The organism is Dactylosporangium maewongense, from assembly GCF_039531485.1.
Classification (GTDB): Bacteria; Actinomycetota; Actinomycetes; order Mycobacteriales; family Micromonosporaceae; genus Dactylosporangium; species Dactylosporangium maewongense.
Genome location: NZ_BAAAQD010000007.1, coordinates 34,607 through 49,581 on the forward strand (window position 1 = coordinate 34,607; position 14,975 = coordinate 49,581).

General features: G+C 72.3%; 14 protein-coding genes. 9 read left to right on the top strand and 5 right to left on the bottom strand.

Annotated elements, in window-relative coordinates; all coding sequences use genetic code 11:
- Nucleotides 1-64 precede the first annotated feature (64 nt).
- Genes ABD332_RS18930 through ABD332_RS18960 form a run of 7 tightly spaced genes read left to right on the top strand, consistent with a single transcriptional unit; the run spans nucleotide 65 to nucleotide 8,059 of the window.
- Nucleotides 65-1,084, top strand: coding sequence for an ABC transporter permease (locus tag ABD332_RS18930; RefSeq protein WP_344503294.1), 1,020 nt, complete (start codon nucleotides 65-67; stop codon nucleotides 1,082-1,084).
- Nucleotides 1,081-2,097, top strand: a complete 1,017-nt coding sequence (locus ABD332_RS18935; protein WP_344503295.1) for an ABC transporter permease — start codon at nucleotides 1,081-1,083, stop codon at nucleotides 2,095-2,097. Before ABD332_RS18930 ends, ABD332_RS18935 begins: the two co-directional genes overlap by 4 nt.
- Before the next feature lie 53 nt (nucleotides 2,098-2,150).
- Nucleotides 2,151-3,203 (top strand): rhamnose ABC transporter substrate-binding protein, encoded by a 1,053-nt coding sequence (gene rhaS, locus ABD332_RS18940; protein WP_344503296.1) that lies wholly within the window; start codon nucleotides 2,151-2,153, stop codon nucleotides 3,201-3,203.
- An 11-nt stretch (nucleotides 3,204-3,214) separates the two neighbouring features.
- A complete protein-coding gene (locus ABD332_RS18945) occupies nucleotides 3,215-3,538 on the top strand; it encodes an L-rhamnose mutarotase (protein ID WP_344503297.1) in 324 nt (107 codons plus the stop codon).
- Nucleotides 3,535-4,713, top strand: coding sequence for an L-rhamnose isomerase (gene rhaI, locus ABD332_RS18950; protein WP_344503298.1), 1,179 nt, complete (start codon nucleotides 3,535-3,537; stop codon nucleotides 4,711-4,713). Before ABD332_RS18945 ends, rhaI begins: the two co-directional genes overlap by 4 nt.
- On the top strand, nucleotides 4,710-6,695 hold the full coding sequence (locus ABD332_RS18955; RefSeq protein WP_344503299.1) for a bifunctional aldolase/short-chain dehydrogenase: 1,986 nt from the start codon (nucleotides 4,710-4,712) through the stop codon (nucleotides 6,693-6,695). The genes rhaI and ABD332_RS18955 overlap by 4 nt, the downstream gene beginning before the upstream one ends.
- Nucleotides 6,692-8,059, top strand: a complete 1,368-nt coding sequence (locus ABD332_RS18960) for a rhamnulokinase (RefSeq protein WP_344503300.1) — start codon at nucleotides 6,692-6,694, stop codon at nucleotides 8,057-8,059. The genes ABD332_RS18955 and ABD332_RS18960 overlap by 4 nt, the downstream gene beginning before the upstream one ends.
- Here the strand turns inward: ABD332_RS18960 and ABD332_RS18965 are convergent.
- From ABD332_RS18965 to ABD332_RS18985, 5 genes are all read right to left on the bottom strand, one after another.
- Nucleotides 8,044-8,571, bottom strand: coding sequence for an HD domain-containing protein (locus ABD332_RS18965; RefSeq protein WP_344503301.1), 528 nt, complete (start codon nucleotides 8,569-8,571; stop codon nucleotides 8,044-8,046). The two genes, ABD332_RS18960 and ABD332_RS18965, sit on opposite strands and share 16 nt — an antisense overlap.
- Nucleotides 8,571-9,218, bottom strand: a complete 648-nt coding sequence (locus tag ABD332_RS18970; RefSeq protein ID WP_344503302.1) for a 4'-phosphopantetheinyl transferase family protein — start codon at nucleotides 9,216-9,218, stop codon at nucleotides 8,571-8,573. The genes ABD332_RS18965 and ABD332_RS18970 overlap by 1 nt, the downstream gene beginning before the upstream one ends.
- Before the next feature lie 348 nt (nucleotides 9,219-9,566).
- The gene (locus ABD332_RS18975) at nucleotides 9,567-10,568 is read right to left on the bottom strand and encodes a hypothetical protein (protein ID WP_344503303.1); all 1,002 of its coding nucleotides are present in this window, start codon (nucleotides 10,566-10,568) and stop codon (nucleotides 9,567-9,569) included.
- A gap of 79 nt (nucleotides 10,569-10,647) precedes the next feature.
- The gene (locus ABD332_RS18980) at nucleotides 10,648-12,087 is read right to left on the bottom strand and encodes an FAD-dependent oxidoreductase (RefSeq protein ID WP_344503304.1); all 1,440 of its coding nucleotides are present in this window, start codon (nucleotides 12,085-12,087) and stop codon (nucleotides 10,648-10,650) included.
- Nucleotides 12,084-13,196 carry a polysaccharide pyruvyl transferase family protein gene (locus ABD332_RS18985; protein ID WP_344503305.1) on the bottom strand — a complete coding sequence of 371 codons (1,113 nt, stop codon included), beginning with the start codon at nucleotides 13,194-13,196 and terminating at the stop codon, nucleotides 12,084-12,086. The genes ABD332_RS18980 and ABD332_RS18985 overlap by 4 nt, the downstream gene beginning before the upstream one ends.
- A gap of 86 nt (nucleotides 13,197-13,282) precedes the next feature.
- On the opposite strand from ABD332_RS18985, the gene ABD332_RS18990 reads away from it, so the two are divergent.
- The gene (locus ABD332_RS18990; RefSeq protein WP_344503306.1) at nucleotides 13,283-14,299 is read left to right on the top strand and encodes a potassium channel family protein; all 1,017 of its coding nucleotides are present in this window, start codon (nucleotides 13,283-13,285) and stop codon (nucleotides 14,297-14,299) included.
- Between the two features lie 19 nt (nucleotides 14,300-14,318).
- A complete protein-coding gene (locus ABD332_RS18995; protein WP_344503307.1) occupies nucleotides 14,319-14,945 on the top strand; it encodes a hypothetical protein in 627 nt (208 codons plus the stop codon).
- Nucleotides 14,946-14,975 lie beyond the last annotated feature (30 nt).

Consider the following 14,975-nt stretch of genomic DNA (forward strand, 5'->3'; position numbering starts at 1 on the left):
CGGGCCGGTCATCATGTGGCAGGTTCGGGGCAGGCCGACGCCGGAGCGCAGCGGAGGTGGCGGCATGACCGCCGTGCTCGACAGAGCAGAGGTGAAGACCTCGAAGCTCACCCACCGGGTGTTCCTGGTCCGCGAGCTCGGCATCCTCGTGGCACTGGTGCTGCTCATCGGCGGCACCGCGATCAGCAACCCGCGGTTCCTGCACGCGCAGAGCGTCAAGGACCTGCTGCTCGGCTCGACGATCCTGGCGATCCTCGCGACCGGCCAGGCGATCGTGGTCGTCACCCGCAACGTCGACCTGTCCGTCGGCTCGGTGCTCGGGCTGTCGGCGTTCGCGACCGGCACCCTGTTCCTCGACCATCCCGGGCTGCCGATCCCGGTGGTGCTCCTGGCCGGCACGGCGCTCGGGGCGGTGTGCGGCGCGGTCAACGGTGCTCTCATCGCCGCCGCCCGGGTGCCGGCGCTGGTGGTCACGCTCGGCACGCTGTACGTCTTCCGCGGCATCGACTACCGGTGGGCGACCGGCAAACAGATCAACGCCGCCGACATCCCGCACGGGTTCCTGCGCATGGGCACCGCCACCGTCCTCGGCGTGCCGGTGCTGACCCTGTTCGCGGTCGTCGTCGTCCTCTGCGCCGGGTTCTACCTGCGCTCCTATCGCAGCGGGCGGGAGTTGTACGCGATCGGCTCCGACCCCGCCGCGGCGCGGCTCTCGGGCATCCGGGTGGGCCGGCGGGTGTTCGCCGCGTTCACCGCCAGCGGCGCGCTCGCCGGGCTCGCCGGGGTGCTGTACGTCGCCCGGTTCGGCACCCTCGACGCCAACGCCGGCCTCGGCCTGGAGCTCAACGTCGTCGCCGCGGTCGTCGTCGGCGGGGTCGCCATCTTCGGCGGCAGCGGCTCGGTCTACGGCGCGGCGCTCGGTGCCGTGCTGCTCACCACGATCGCCAGCGCCCTGCCGGTGCTCGGCATCAACCCGTTCTGGCAGCGGGCCGCGATCGGCGCGCTCATCCTCGCGGCGATCGGCCTGGACCGGGTCCTGTCGCTCCGCGTCGCACGCAGCCTGCAGGGAGGCCCGGGCAAATGACCGAGCTCAGCACCACGGCCAAGGCCGCGCCGGCCGCGCCCGGGAGAAGAAGCCTGGTGGTCTCCTGGGACGTCGTGGTCCTCGTGGCCCTCGTCCTGGTCGCCGTCGTCGGCGCCGCGACCATCGACGGCGTCGCCAGCCCGCGGTTCTGGCGGTTCGTGACTCTGGAGGTCGTGCCGATCGCGATCATCGCGCTGCCGATGACCCTGGTCGTCATCACCGGCGAGATCGACCTGTCCGTCGCCAGCACGCTCGGCCTCACCTGCGCCGTCATGGGTGACCTGTGGGCGCACGGGGTCACGTCGCTGCCGCTGCTGATCGCGCTGTGCCTGCTGCTCGGCGCGGTCCTCGGCGCCGTCAACGGCCTGTTCGTCACCGTGTTCGGGCTGCCGTCGCTGGCGGTCACGATCGGCACCCTCGCGCTGTACCGGGGGCTCGCGTACGTCGTCCTCGGCGACAAGGCCGTCGCCGACTACCCGGTCGCCTGGACCGACGCCGCGATCGACCCCATCCCCGGCCTCACGATCCCGTGGGTGATCATCGTCGTCGCGGTCCTCGCGGTGCTGTTCGGGGTGCTGCTGCACGCCACCCCGGTCGGCCGCGGCCTGTACGCGATGGGCAACAACACGGAGGCGGCCCGCTTCGCCGGGATCGCGGTCGCCCGCACCAAGTTCTGGCTCTTCGTCGCCACCGGCACGATGGCGTCGCTCGCCGGGGTCTTCTGGACGTTCCGGTTCGCCAGCGCCCGCGCCGACAACGGCAACGGCCTGGAGCTCGCGGTCGTCGCGGCGGTCCTGCTCGGCGGCGTCTCCATCTTCGGCGGCCGCGGCGGCATGATCGGCGTCATCGGCGCCGTCCTGCTGCTCAGCACCCTGCGCAACGCCCTGCAACTGGCGAACGTGCCGGCGAACACCCTCACCATCATCACCGGCTCGCTGCTCATCGCCTCGGTCGTCGGGCCGAACGTCATCGGCATGGCGCGCGAGCGCCTGCGCCGGCGGCGCACCACGTAACGACACCCCCCACCCCCGTTTCCGCGCGACCCCCGCTGAAAGGATTCAATCCCATGAGAGCTGGCAAGCTCATCGCGGTCGCGGTAGCCGCCGCGCTCGCGTTCAGCACCACCGCCTGCGCCGAGGACTCCGACACCGGCAGCACCGGCGACACCGGCACCGCCACCTCCGACACCATCAAGAGCGGCCTGAAGGTCGCGTTCCTGCCGAAGCAGGTCAACAACCCGTACTTCGACACCTCCGACAACAAGGGCGGCAAGGTCGCCGTCGAGGAGTTCAAGGGCTCCTACACCGAGACCGGCCCGTCCGAGGCCAGCCCGTCGGCGCAGGTCAGCTACATCAACACGCTGTCGCAGCAGGGCACGAACGTGATCGCGGTGTCCGCCAACGACAAGGACGCCATCTGCGGCGCCCTCAACGAGGCCCGCAAGGCCGGCGCGAAGGTCGTCACGTACGACTCCGACACCAAGCCCGAGTGCCGCGACCTCTTCATCAACCAGGCGACCTCCGAGGGCATCGCGAAGGTCCAGATCAAGCTCATCTCCGAGGCGATCGGCGCCGACGGCGGCGAGATCGCGATCCTGTCGGCGACGGCCAACGCCACGAACCAGAACGCCTGGATCGAGATGATGAAGACCGAGCTGGCGAAGCCGGAGTACAGCAAGCTCAAGCTGGTCGACACCGTCTACGGCGACGACGACGACCAGAAGTCCTTCCAGGAGGCGCAGGGCCTGCTCGCCAAGCACCCCAACCTGAAGGGCATCATCTCGCCGACCACCGTCGGCATCGCCGCCGCCGGCCGGTACCTGTCCGGCTCCACGTACAAGGGCAAGGTCCAGCTCACCGGTCTCGGCACCCCGAACCAGATGAAGGCCTACGTCAAGGACGGCACCGTCAAGGCGTTCGCGCTGTGGAACCCGGCCGACCTCGGCTACCTGGCCGCCTACGCGGGCGCGTCGCTCGCCTCCGGCGTCATCAAGGGCAAGGAGGGCGACAAGTTCAAGGCCGGCAAGCTCGGCGAGTTCACCGTCGGCAAGGACGGCACCATCCTCCTCGGTGACCCGTTCACGTTCAACGCCTCCAACGTGGACCAGTTCAACTTCTAAGGGGGTTCGGCGTGCGTCGGGTCTGCTTCACCCTCCAGGTCAAACCCGATCGGCTGGATGAGTACCGGCGCCGCCACGCCCACGTCTGGCCCGAGATGCTCGCCGCGCTGCGGGACGCGGGCTGGCACGACTACTCGCTCTTCCTCCGCGACGACGGCCTGCTCGTCGGCTATCTCCTCACCGAGGACTTCGCCGCCGCGCAGGCCGCCATGGACGCCACCGACGTCGACCGGCGCTGGCAGGCGGAGATGGCGGAGTTCTTCATCAACGGTCGGCACTTCGTCGTCCTCGACGAGGTGTTCAACCTCGACCACCAGCTTGGAGCGTTGCAATGACAGAGCTCGCCCCGGAGACGCGCACGCGTGTCGCGGCCCAGCTGCGCGGCCAGCGGATCGAGACGGCGTCCTGGGCATACGGCAACTCGGGCACCCGGTTCAAGGTGTTCCCGCAGGAGGGCGTGCCCCGGGACCCGTATGAGAAGCTCGCCGACGCGGCGACCGTGCACCGGTTCACCGGCGTGGCGCCGACCGTGGCGCTGCACATCCCGTGGGACCTCGTCGACGACTACACCGACCTCGCCCGCCACGCCCGGGACCTCGGCGTCGCGCTCGGCACCATCAACACCAACGTGTTCCAGGACAACGACTACAAGCTCGGCAGCGTCACCAACCCGGACCCCGGCATCCGCCGCAAGGCGATCGGGCACCTGCTGGAGTGCGTCGACGTGATGGACCGCACCGGCTCGCGGGACCTGAAGCTGTGGTTCTCCGACGGCACCAACTACCCCGGCCAGGACGACGTGCGGACCCGGCAGGACCGCCTCGCCGAGGCGCTGCGCGAGACGTACGACCGGCTCGGGCCCGACCAGCGGATGCTGCTGGAGTACAAGCTGTTCGAGCCGGCCTTCTACATGACCGACGTGCCCGACTGGGGCACCGCCTACGCGCACTGCCTCACGCTGGGGGAGCGGGCGCAGGTCGTCATCGACACCGGGCACCACGCGCCCGGCACCAACATCGAGTTCATCGTCGCGGTCCTGCTGCGGGCCGGGAAGCTCGGCGGCTTCGACTTCAACTCCCGCTTCTACGCCGACGACGACCTGATGGTCGGCGCCGCCGACCCGTTCCAGCTGTTCCGGATCATGCACGAGATCGTGCTCGACGACGCGCTGACGGGGAAGGGGATCGCGTTCATGCTCGACCAGTGCCACAACCTGGAGCCGAAGATCCAGGCGGTGATCCGGTCCGTGCTCAACGTGCAGGAGGCGACCGCGAAGGCGCTGCTCGTCGACCATGCCGCCCTGCGCGCGGCGCAGCTGGAGGGCGACGTGCTGGGCGCCAACGAGGTCCTCATGGACGCGTACGACACCGACGTGCGGCCGTTGCTGCGCTCGGTTCGGGAGGACATGGGCCTCGACCCGGACCCGATCGGCGCGTACAAGCGGTCCGGGTACCTGGAGAAGGTCCGCGCCGAGCGGGTCGGCGGCACGCAGGCCGGGTGGGGCGCGTGAAGGACCTCATCGCCCGCTCCCGCCGCCTGGGCGCCGACCCCCGCAACACCAACTACGCCGGCGGCAACACCTCGGCCGTCGGCCTCGCCGCGGACCCCGTCACCGGCGGCGACGTGGAGGTGCTGTGGGTCAAGGGATCCGGCGGCGACCTCGGCACGCTCACCGAGGCGGGCCTCGCCGTGCTGCGCCTGGACCGCCTGCGCGCGCTCACCGGCGTGTACCCGGGGGTGGAGCGCGAGGACGAGATGGTCGCCGCGTTCGACTACTGCCTGCACGGCCGTGGCGGGGCCGCACCGTCGATCGACACCGCCATGCACGGCCTGGTGGAGGCCGCGCACGTCGACCACCTGCACCCGGACGCGGGCATCGCCCTCGCCACCGCCGCCGACGGGCCGGCGCTGACGAAGGAGTGCTTCGGCGACCGGGTGCTGTGGGTGCCGTGGCGGCGGCCCGGCTTCCAGCTCGGCCTCGACATCGCGGCCGTCCACCGGGCCAACCCGCAGGCGATCGGCGTCATCCTCGGCGGGCACGGGATCACGGCGTGGGGCGCCACGTCGGACGAGTGCGAGGCGAACTCCCTGGAGATCATCCGGACCGCGACCGAGTTCCTCGCCGCCCGTGGCCGACCGGAGCCGTTCGGGCCGGTCGTACACCCGCCGCTGCCGCTGGAAGAGCGCCGCTCGCGGGCGGCGGAGCTGATGCCGGTGCTGCGCGGGCTGGCGTCCAGCGACCGGCCGCAGGTCGGGCACTTCACCGACACCGACGTCGTGCTGGACTTCGTGTCGCGGGCCGCCCTGGAGGACCTCGCAGCGCGGGGGACCTCGTGCCCGGACCACTTCCTGCGGACCAAGGTGCGGCCGCTCGTGCTCACATCCTCCTCCGTGGAAGAACAGTTCGCCGCGTACCGCGCCGAGTACGCGGCCTACTACGAGCGGCACGCCACCCCGGACTCGCCGGCGATGCGCGGCGCGGACCCGGCGATCGTGCTGGTGCCCGGCGTCGGGATGTTCTCGTTCGGCGCCGACAAGCAGACCGCGCGGGTCGCGGGGGAGTTCTACGTCAACGCGATCAACGTGATGCGCGGCGCCGAGTCGGTGTCGACCTACGCGCCGATCCCCGAGTCGGAGAAGTTCCGGATCGAGTACTGGGCCCTGGAGGAGGCGAAGCTCGCCCGCCGCCCCGCGCCCCGGCCGCTCGCGTCGCGGGTCGCGTTCGTGACCGGCGGCGGCTCCGGGATCGGGCGGGCCATCGCGCTGCGGCTGGCGTCGGAAGGTGCCTGCGTGGTCGTCGCCGACCGGGCCACCGATGCGGCCGCCGCGGTCGCCGCCGAGATCGGTACCTCCGACAAGGCGGTGGCCGTCACCGTCGACGTGACGTCCGAGGCGGCGATCAAGGCGGCGTTCGCCGAGGCGGTCCTCGCGTTCGGGGGCGTCGACCTCGTCGTCAACAACGCCGGCCTGTCCATCTCCAAGCCGCTGCTGGAAACCACCGTGGACGACTGGGACCTGCAGCACGACGTGATGGCCCGCGGGTCGTTCCTCGTCGCCCGCGAGGCCGCCCGCGTCATGATCGACCAGGGCACGGGCGGCGACATCGTCTACATCGCCTCGAAGAACGCCGTCTTCGCCGGGCCCAACAACGTCGCGTACGGCGCGACCAAGGCCGACCAGGCGCACCAGGTGCGGCTCCTCGCCGCCGAGCTCGGCGAGCACGGGATCCGGGTCAACGGCGTCAACCCCGACGGCGTCGTCCGCGGCTCCGGCATCTTCGCCTCCGGCTGGGGCGCGCAGCGCGCCGCCGTCTACGGCGTCCCGGAGTCCGAGCTCGGCGCGTTCTACGCCCAGCGCACGATCCTGAAGCGGGAGGTACTGCCGTCGCACGTGGCGAACGCCGTGTTCGCCCTGGTCGGCGGCGAGCTGTCGCACACCACCGGCCTGCACGTCCCGGTCGACGCGGGCGTGGCCGCGGCGTTCCTGCGATGAACCGCCTCGCGGCCGTCGACCTCGGCGCCTCGTCCGGCCGGGTGATCGTGGGCTCGGTCGGGTCGGGCACCGTCCACCTCACCGAGGTCGCCCGCTTCGCCAACACCCCGGTGCAGGTCCAGGGCACCCTGCACTGGGACATCCTCGGCCTGTACCAGGGGATCCTCGACGGACTGGACGCGGCCGGCCCGGTCCAGTCCGTCGGCGTCGACTCGTGGGCCGTCGACTACGGGCTGCTCGACGGCGACGGCCGGCTCCTCGGCAACCCCGTCCACTACCGCGACGCCCGCACCGACACGGTCGTCTCGCCGGTCCCGGCCGCTGCGCACTACGCGGCGACCGGGATCGCGAACCAGCCGTTCAACACCGTGTTCCAGCTCCTCGCGGCCGGCGGCACCGCACAGCTCGACACCGCGCGCACGCTGCTGCTGATCCCGGATCTCATCACGTACTGGCTCAGCGGCACGATCGGCGCGGAACGCACCAACGCGTCCACCACCGGCCTGCTCACCGCCGGCGGCGGGGCCTGGGACCTGCCGCTGGTGGCGCGGCTCGGCATCCGGGCGTCGCTGCTGCCGCCGCTGCGCGACCCCGGCACCGTCGCGGGGCCGATGCTGCACGCCCCCGAGACCCTGGTGACGACGGTCGCCTCGCACGACACCGCCTCCGCCGTCGTGGGCGTCCCCGCGCGCACGGACCGGTTCGCGTACATCTCCTGCGGCACCTGGTCCCTCGTCGGTGTCGAGCTGCCGTCGCCGGTACTGACCACCGGCAGCTTCGAGGCCGGCTTCACCAACGAGACCGGCGTCGACGGCACCGTGCGGTACCTGCGCAACGTCATGGGCCTGTGGCTCCTGCAGGAGTGCATGCGCGCCTGGGGACCCGCTGTCACGCTGTCCGACCTTTTGTCGGGCGCGGCCGCGGCGCCCGCCCGGCGCAGCGTCGTGGACGCCACCGACCCGCGGTTCCTGGCCCCGGGCGACATGCCGGCCCGCATCGCCGCCGCGCTGAAGGAGACCGATCAGCCGGTGCCCGCGGACCCGTACGCGATGACCCGCTGCATCCTGGACAGCCTCGCCCTCGCATACCGCCGCGCGATCGACGACGCCCGGCGCCTCACCGGCCGCCCCGTCGACGTCGTCCACCTCGTCGGCGGCGGCGCGCAGAACGCCCTGCTGTGCCAGCTCACCGCCGACGCCTGCGAGCTGCCCGTCGAGGCCGGCCCGGTCGAGGCCGGCGCCCTCGGCAACATCCTCGTCCAGGCCCGTGCCCTGGGCCTGATCCCCGCCGACCTGCCGTCGATGCGCGCCCTGCTGCGGTCCTCTCGCCGGTACGAGCCCCGCGCCGCTCAGGCCGTGGGGTAGGCGTTCTGGAAGGCCAGGCGTTCGTCGGCCGTGTCGGCGATCCGGGTCAGCTCGTCGTCGAGCGCCATGAACGCCTCCCACGGCTCGCCCGGGAGGAGGCCGGCGACGCGGCGTTCGAGGTCGTCGACCCGCTTGCCCTTCCACACCTTGTCGGCGAGCGTGACCAGCAGCTCCTCCGGGGTCGCGTCGGGCCGGTCCCACCGCGCGTGGTTGGCCGCGAACCTGGCGAGGTCGCCGAACTCCTCCAGCATCCGCGCGCCGGCGGCCTCGTGCGCGCTGCCGGGGCCCGCCAGCTCCTCCGGGTGCAGGGTCTTGCCGATGTCGTGGGTGGCCGCCCCGAACAGCACCGCCGCCCGGTCCACGACCAGCCCGGGCGCGTGTGCCGCCAGCCAGTCGAGGAGCTGCGCCGCGACGTCGTGCACCAGCCGCAGGTGCGCGGCGAGCCGCGGCGGCGCGCCGACCCGCCGCAGGAGCGCCGCCACCTCCGCCGGCAGCGGGCGCAGGTCGTCCATCATCGCGTGATGTAGCCGGCGGTGCGGATCAGGTCGGGCTCCACCGCGAACCGGCCCCGGAACACCGCCGGCGCCCCCGGCTCCTGGTCGAGCTTCTCCGGCAGGATCGCCGCCTCGAACGTCCCGTTCACCGGGTCGATGCTCAGCCTCGCGTCGTGGAAGTCGAGCCACGTCCCCATGATCGGCGACCACATCTTGTACACCGTCTCCTTGGCGCTGAAGTGCACCGCCGGCCACCACGGCTCATCCGCCCGCTCCGCGCACCAGGCGATCTCCTCCGGCAGGCAGATCGACGCGACGATGTTCGCCGGCAGCACCGTCCTGCGCTCCGCGTCGATCCCGACCGCGCGCAGCTCGGGCGCCCGCCCGACGGCGACCGCGCAGTAACCCTTGGTGTGCGTGATGCTCCCGGTCGTCCCCGCCGGCCACACCGGCGCCCGGCTCGGCGCCGACAGCACCGGCGCCCCGTGCACCCCGACCCGGCTCAGCGCCCGCCGTGCACACACCCGCCCCGCGGTGTACTCCCGCCGCCGCCCGTCAACCGCCCGCGGCGACAACCCGGCCGCCTCGTCGGGCAGCAGCACCCCCGTCCAGTCGTCCTCCCCGGCCACCTCAACGACGACGATCTCTGGCAACAGGTCCCGCACGACCCGGAACTCTACCCCGCCGCCACCCCTCCCCGCCGCGCTCGTCCTGCCCGCCAGCCACAACCTTGTCGCGCCGCCCCTGACCCCGACGCCGGGCACCGAGGGTGCGCATCAATCCCGTTCCAGGGCGGGCGGATCCAGGCGGGCATGCCCTTCGCGGAGGACGCGGAGCCGATCCCGCGGGCCGGCCGTGGTTGAGGGTATGGAGAAGGTCGCCGCTCGATCCTTCGAACTGACCAAAACGCGAAGGCGAGATCAAGCGATGACCGTTCCCAAGAGTGCGGACGTCGGCCGGTTCCCAGGCCGGGCGGCCGGACAGTCCACAGCCGAGGAGCATCGGCGGCGGGCTCAGGCGGCGGGCCGGGTCGATGGGGCCAACAGGCCGCCGAGTGCGGCGCCGGCCAGGGCGGTCAGGACGACGACGCCCGACCACAGCTCCTCCGTCCAGGCCACTCCCAGCGAGAGCTGGACGCCGATCAGGTGCGTGGACCAGATCAGCGGTGGGACCAGGGCGCCGAGCGTGACCGGCACCAGGTCGGGGCGCTGGGCGGCGACCCACTGGACGGCGAGGTCGGCGAGGACGGCGCCGAGCAGTGGCCAGAGCTGGGCGGCGAGGTGCGCGAAGTCGTTGAACACGCCGTCGGGGATCGAGGCCGCCGCCACCACGACCGTGACCAGGCCGGCGGGGACGCGGCCGAGACGGGTCCAGGCGAACAGGCAGGCGGTGACGACGAGCACCGTGAAGGCGAGGTACTGCGCGAGCCCGAACGCCTGCCCGTTGCGGAAGCCGTTGAAGGCGGCCGGCGCGTCGGTGAACGGCGACAGGTAGTTGAGGAAGAAGGCCGCGACGCCGACCGCGCTCAGCAGGCTCAGGAGGACGGGCAGGTCGCCGGCGAGGGAAGGCGCGGCGCGGCGGGCGGCGGCGGCGCGGACCGGCGTGGTGATCATGAGCGTGCCGGCGGTGAGGAGGAGCAGGTGCGGCGGGCTGAGGAGGGCCTCCAGGCTGACCTCGACGCCGAACAGGGTGTGCCAGGTCATGTCGACCACGCCGCCGACGGCGAAGAGGACGGCGCCGAGCAGGCCGAGGCCGTAGCCCGCGGGGACCCAGTCGCGGACCGGGCCGGCCGGGCGGCCGCGCCACAGCACGGACGGCACGATGGCGATGGCGAGCGCCGCATAGCCGCTGTAGAGCACGCCGTGCCACGGGGTGAAGAACGTCTCCAGCTCCGGCACGTGCGAGTGCGCCCAGCCGTCCAGGTACAGGCCACTGGTGAGCCACAGCGTGGCGAGCGCCGCGGCGAGGTCGCGGCGCGTGGTGGACTGCGGCCGGTGCGAGACAGCCAGAACCATGGATCGATCCTGACGCATCGTGCGGATCGGAGCGACCCCGTTCCCTCGAAATGGACGCAGCGTGATGCCGTCGGTACGGTCAGCTCAGCGAGGCGCCTTGCGCTCGCAGTACACGCTGAACCTGCGTGACAGGGATCTCCCTCGGCGGCTTGCCGGCCCGCGCCGCCAGGGCCGCGCACACGCCCGCCGCCTGGCCGGTCGCCATCGAGATCGGCATGATGCGGTAGGAGCTGTGCGCCACGTGGTCGCCGGAGATGCAGCGGCCCGCGACGAGCAGGCGGTCCACGTCACGGGGCAGCAGCGTGCGCAGCGGGATGTCGTAGGAGGTGCCCTGCGGGAGGCGCCGCAGGATGGTGCCGGGGCCGTTCGGGTTGTGGATGTCCACCGGGTACGCGCCGCGCGCCACCACGTCGGAGAACTTCCGCGCGTCGAGGACGTCCTGGCCGGTGAGCTGGTAGTCGCCCAGCACGCGGCGGGTCTCCCGCACGCCGACCTGCACGCCGCTCTGGATGACGTAGGAGGACTCGAAGCCGGGCACCCTCGTGCGCAGGAACCGCGAGATGCTGTCGAGCTGCTGGTGCATGGCCAGCTCGGCCCGGGTGAGGTCCCACACGCTGATGCCGAGGCCGCCGAAGCGGGTCGAGTTCACCGACACCTCACCGGAGTGCGGCGTGGCGAAGAAGAGGATGTCCTCGCGCGGCAGGTCCAGCTCGCCGGCGTCCCGCGCGGCCCGGATCAGGTCCCACAGGCCGTGCACGCCCTTCCATTGATCCGGATGCTCCTGTACGTACGAGGCGAACCCGTCGCGCTGCATCTCGCCGATCCGGAACATCAGCGTCATCGGCTGGGTCAGACCGTCCTCGGGGCGGCCGACCTCGAACGGCGCGCCCGCCGACGCGGCCAGGTCGCCGTCGCCCGTGCAGTCGACGACCACGTCGGCGTCGATGACGACCGGGCCGGACTTCGTCTCGAACACCACCCGCGACGAGTCCGGCAGCGTGATCAGGTCGGAGGCGAACGCGTGCAGCAGCAGCTTCACGCCCGAGCCGCCAAGCATGTCGTACGTGACGAGCTTGAACACCTCGGGATCGAACGGCACCGTGTAGCCGGTGTCCGGGGCCGGCCTGATCGCCCCACCGGCTCTGACCAGGCGGTCCAGCAGCATCCACAGCACACCGGCGACGACCGGCTCGCCCTCGCCGTGGTCGGTCGGCAGCAGACGGTTGTCCTCGCCGCCGACGGCCTGCTTCATCTCGTTGTGGAAGCTCATGAGCGGCATGACGAGCGCCGCGGTGGCGTTGCCGCCGAGGAACCCGTAGCGCTCGACCAGCACGACGTCGGCGCCCGCGGCGGCCGCGCCCATCGCCGCGCCGAACCCGGCCGGGCCACCGCCGACGACGAGCACCTCGGTGTGCCCGCCGTACTCCGCTGTCCTCGGCGGCAGGTGTACGCGGTGCGAGTCCGCCGGCTTCGCCAACGCGGTCAGGTTGTTGTCCTCGTTGCGTTCCGGCTCGCTCATGCCGCCACCTTCGTCCGTTCGAGCTGGGCGTCGAGACGGCGGCCGGTCTCCGTGGCGCGCTGCTTGAGGGCCGCGACCCGCGACGCGGTCTCGTCCAGGCGCTGCGGCCGCTCGTCCCACAGCCGGTCGACCTGGGCGAGCAGCGGGCCGGCGGCCTCCCGGACCACCCCGCGGGGCACCGGCGCGCCGATGCGCTGCGCGAAGTCGAAGACCTTCCCCGCGTACGGCAGCGCCAGCAGCGGCACGCCCGCCAGCGCGGCGAACATCAGGAAGTGCAGCCGCATGCCGACCGCCAGCTCCAGGTGCTTCATGAGGCCGAGGATCTGGCCCGGCCGGAAGTCGCCGTGCAGCACCCGGCACTGCTCCGCCGCCGTCATCCGGGCCAGCACCGCGTGGGCGTGCTGGATGTCGGAGCGCTCCATCGGCACGAACAGCAGCGACGCGTCGAGCCGGTGCACGATGAAGTCGCCGACGTGGGCGAGCAGCTGGTGGTACCCGTCGGCGTCGAGGTGCTGCGCGGCGCGGCCCGGCTCGCGGACGCTCATGCCGACGACCCGCCGCCCGTGCGGCAGCGAGTCGCTCAGCAGCCCGGCGTCGAACTCCTCCGGCGTCAGCAGCAGCGCCGGGTCGGCGGTCACGGAGACGCGGCAGGTCACCCCCGCCTCCTCGAGCGCGACCTTCGACTCCTCGTCCCGGACGGTCACCTCGACCGCCTGCGCGAGCACGTCGCGGGCCATGGCGCAGTCGATCTCCTCGGTCAGCGGGCCGGCGCCCAGCGCGTACGTGAAGACCGGCACCCGCTGCTCCTGCGCCGTGCGCACCACCCTGAGGTAGCGGCGGGCCTCCGTGTCGTACAGGATGCCGCCGCCACCGAGGATCAGCAGGTCGAGCCGCCGGAGCTCGGCCGCGGTCCGGTCCCGGCTCACGCCCTCCCAGGGGGCGACCTCGACGTCCGGGTGCGCCGCCGCCGTGTGCCCGGGCTCCCGCGAGAACACCAGGACGTCGACGTCCGGACGGCGGGCCCGCAGGTCGGCGAGGACGCTCGTGAGGATGGCCTCGTCGCCGAGGTTGCAGCCACCGTACGAGCCGAGCACGCCCACTCTCGTCATTGCGCCTCGCTACCCAGGCATGGTTCTGTCATACCTGGCCCGTATGGTGGGTTTCGACCATTCGGGCAATCCGTGGAGCGAAGCACGTGATCCAGTTTCCGGCTGTGCGGCGGGGGCCACTGCGGGCGATCAGCGCCCGGCTCGGCTTCGCGGTCCTGCTCGTCTCCGCGATCGTGCTGGTCATTTTCGTCGACCGCGACGGCTACCGGGATGTCAACGAGGACGGTCTCACGCTCCTCGACTGCTTCTACTATGCGGTCGTCACCCTCTCCACCACCGGTTACGGCGACATCACCCCGGTGTCGGAGACGGCCCGCCTCGCCAACATCCTGATCATCACTCCGGCCCGCGTGCTCTTCCTGATCATCCTGGTCGGCACCACCCTCGAAGTCCTGACCGAGCAGTACCGCACCAACCTCAGGTTGCAGCGGTGGAGGAAGCGCGTGAAGAACCACGTCATCGTCTGCGGCTATGGCACGAAGGGCCGAGCGGCCGTCGGCACCCTGGTGGAGAACGGGCTGGACCGGGCGCAGGTGGTCGTCGTCGAGACCAACCCGGCCGCCGTCCGGCAGGCCCAGGCCGACGGCCTCGTGGTCGTCGAGGGCTCCGCGACCCGCTCCACGGTGCTCAAGGAGGCCCGCGTCGAGGATGCCAAGGCGATCATCATCGCCACCGACAGCGACGACGCGTCGGTCCTCGTCACGCTCACCGTCCGCCAGCTGACCGCCGGCAAGGTCTCCATCATCGCCGCCGCCCGCGAGGCGGAGAACGCGCCACTGCTCCGCCAGTCCGGCGCCCACCACGTCATCGTCTCCTCCGCCACCGCCGGCCGGCTGCTCGGCCTGTCGACGACCGCCCCGCCGCTCATCGAGGTCGTCGAGGACCTGCTCACCCCCGGCCAGGGCATGGCCCTCGCGATGCGCTCCGCCCGCCGCGACGAGGTCGGCTCCTCGCCGCGCGAGCTGACCGAGCTGGTCATCGCCCTGTTCCGCCGCGGCAAGGTCCTCTCCCTCGCCGACCCCGAAGGCACCACCATCCAGACCGGCGACATGGTCGTCTACGTCCGCGACGACCGCCCCCAGGCCGTCCCCGCAATGCCGTGACCCTGCCGGTCGGGATCTGATGAGGGTGCTCGCGATGGGGATGGGGCGGGGGCGTTCGGTGGGGCGGAGGCTGCTGGCGGGGGTGGTGCTGGCGGCGGTGCTGGTGTTCGGGTGGGCTTCGCCGGCTGGGGCGCATGGTGGGGCGTCCGTCACCATTCACTCGGATGGGCGGGGGTCGGTGTGGATCACCGCTCAGTGGCAGGACGGGCATCCGATCAACGAGCCGATGGTGGTCACGCTGTCCGCTGGGCCTGCGGGGGCGTCGGCCGGAGCTCCGGGGAGCGGGCCGGCGTCGGCGATCGTGGGGGAGCGGCTGACGCAGACGGGGGACGAGCGGGGGACGCAGACGTGGAGTGGGGTGCTGCCCGCCGGGACGTGGCGTGTCGCGATCGACCTCGGGGCGCCCGTTGAGGGGCATTGCCAGGCGCTTGTTCCGTCGGCCGGCAGTACCGGTGCCAGTGTGCAGGCAGTTGAGGTGGCCTGCCTGATTCCGGCGACCGGTGGCACGGCGGACGGCCAGGGTGGCGACGCGGGGTCATCGGCGGGGAGTCTTGCGCCGCTGTGGGTCACCCTGTCCGTGCTGGGCATCGCGGGGCTGATCGGGGCCGAGGTGGTGCGCCGGCGCCGAGGTAGGACGAAGACGTAGACGATGGTCACTGGGTGGGACGGTGGGCGA

Excerpts from the sequence above, each read along its gene's own strand:
- ABD332_RS18975 (WP_344503303.1), bottom strand. The coding sequence starts at position 10,568 with ATGGTTCTGGCTGTCTCGCACCGGCCGCAGTCCACCACGCGCCGCGAC.
- ABD332_RS18930 (WP_344503294.1), top strand. The coding sequence starts at position 65 with ATGACCGCCGTGCTCGACAGAGCAGAGGTGAAGACCTCGAAGCTCACC.
- ABD332_RS18995 (WP_344503307.1), top strand. The coding sequence starts at position 14,319 with ATGAGGGTGCTCGCGATGGGGATGGGGCGGGGGCGTTCGGTGGGGCGG.
- rhaI (WP_344503298.1), top strand. The coding sequence starts at position 3,535 with ATGACAGAGCTCGCCCCGGAGACGCGCACGCGTGTCGCGGCCCAGCTG.
- ABD332_RS18980 (WP_344503304.1), bottom strand. The coding sequence starts at position 12,087 with ATGAGCGAGCCGGAACGCAACGAGGACAACAACCTGACCGCGTTGGCG.
- ABD332_RS18960 (WP_344503300.1), top strand. The coding sequence starts at position 6,692 with ATGAACCGCCTCGCGGCCGTCGACCTCGGCGCCTCGTCCGGCCGGGTG.
- ABD332_RS18985 (WP_344503305.1), bottom strand. The coding sequence starts at position 13,196 with ATGACGAGAGTGGGCGTGCTCGGCTCGTACGGTGGCTGCAACCTCGGC.
- ABD332_RS18965 (WP_344503301.1), bottom strand. The coding sequence starts at position 8,571 with ATGGACGACCTGCGCCCGCTGCCGGCGGAGGTGGCGGCGCTCCTGCGG.
- ABD332_RS18935 (WP_344503295.1), top strand. The coding sequence starts at position 1,081 with ATGACCGAGCTCAGCACCACGGCCAAGGCCGCGCCGGCCGCGCCCGGG.
- rhaS (WP_344503296.1), top strand. The coding sequence starts at position 2,151 with ATGAGAGCTGGCAAGCTCATCGCGGTCGCGGTAGCCGCCGCGCTCGCG.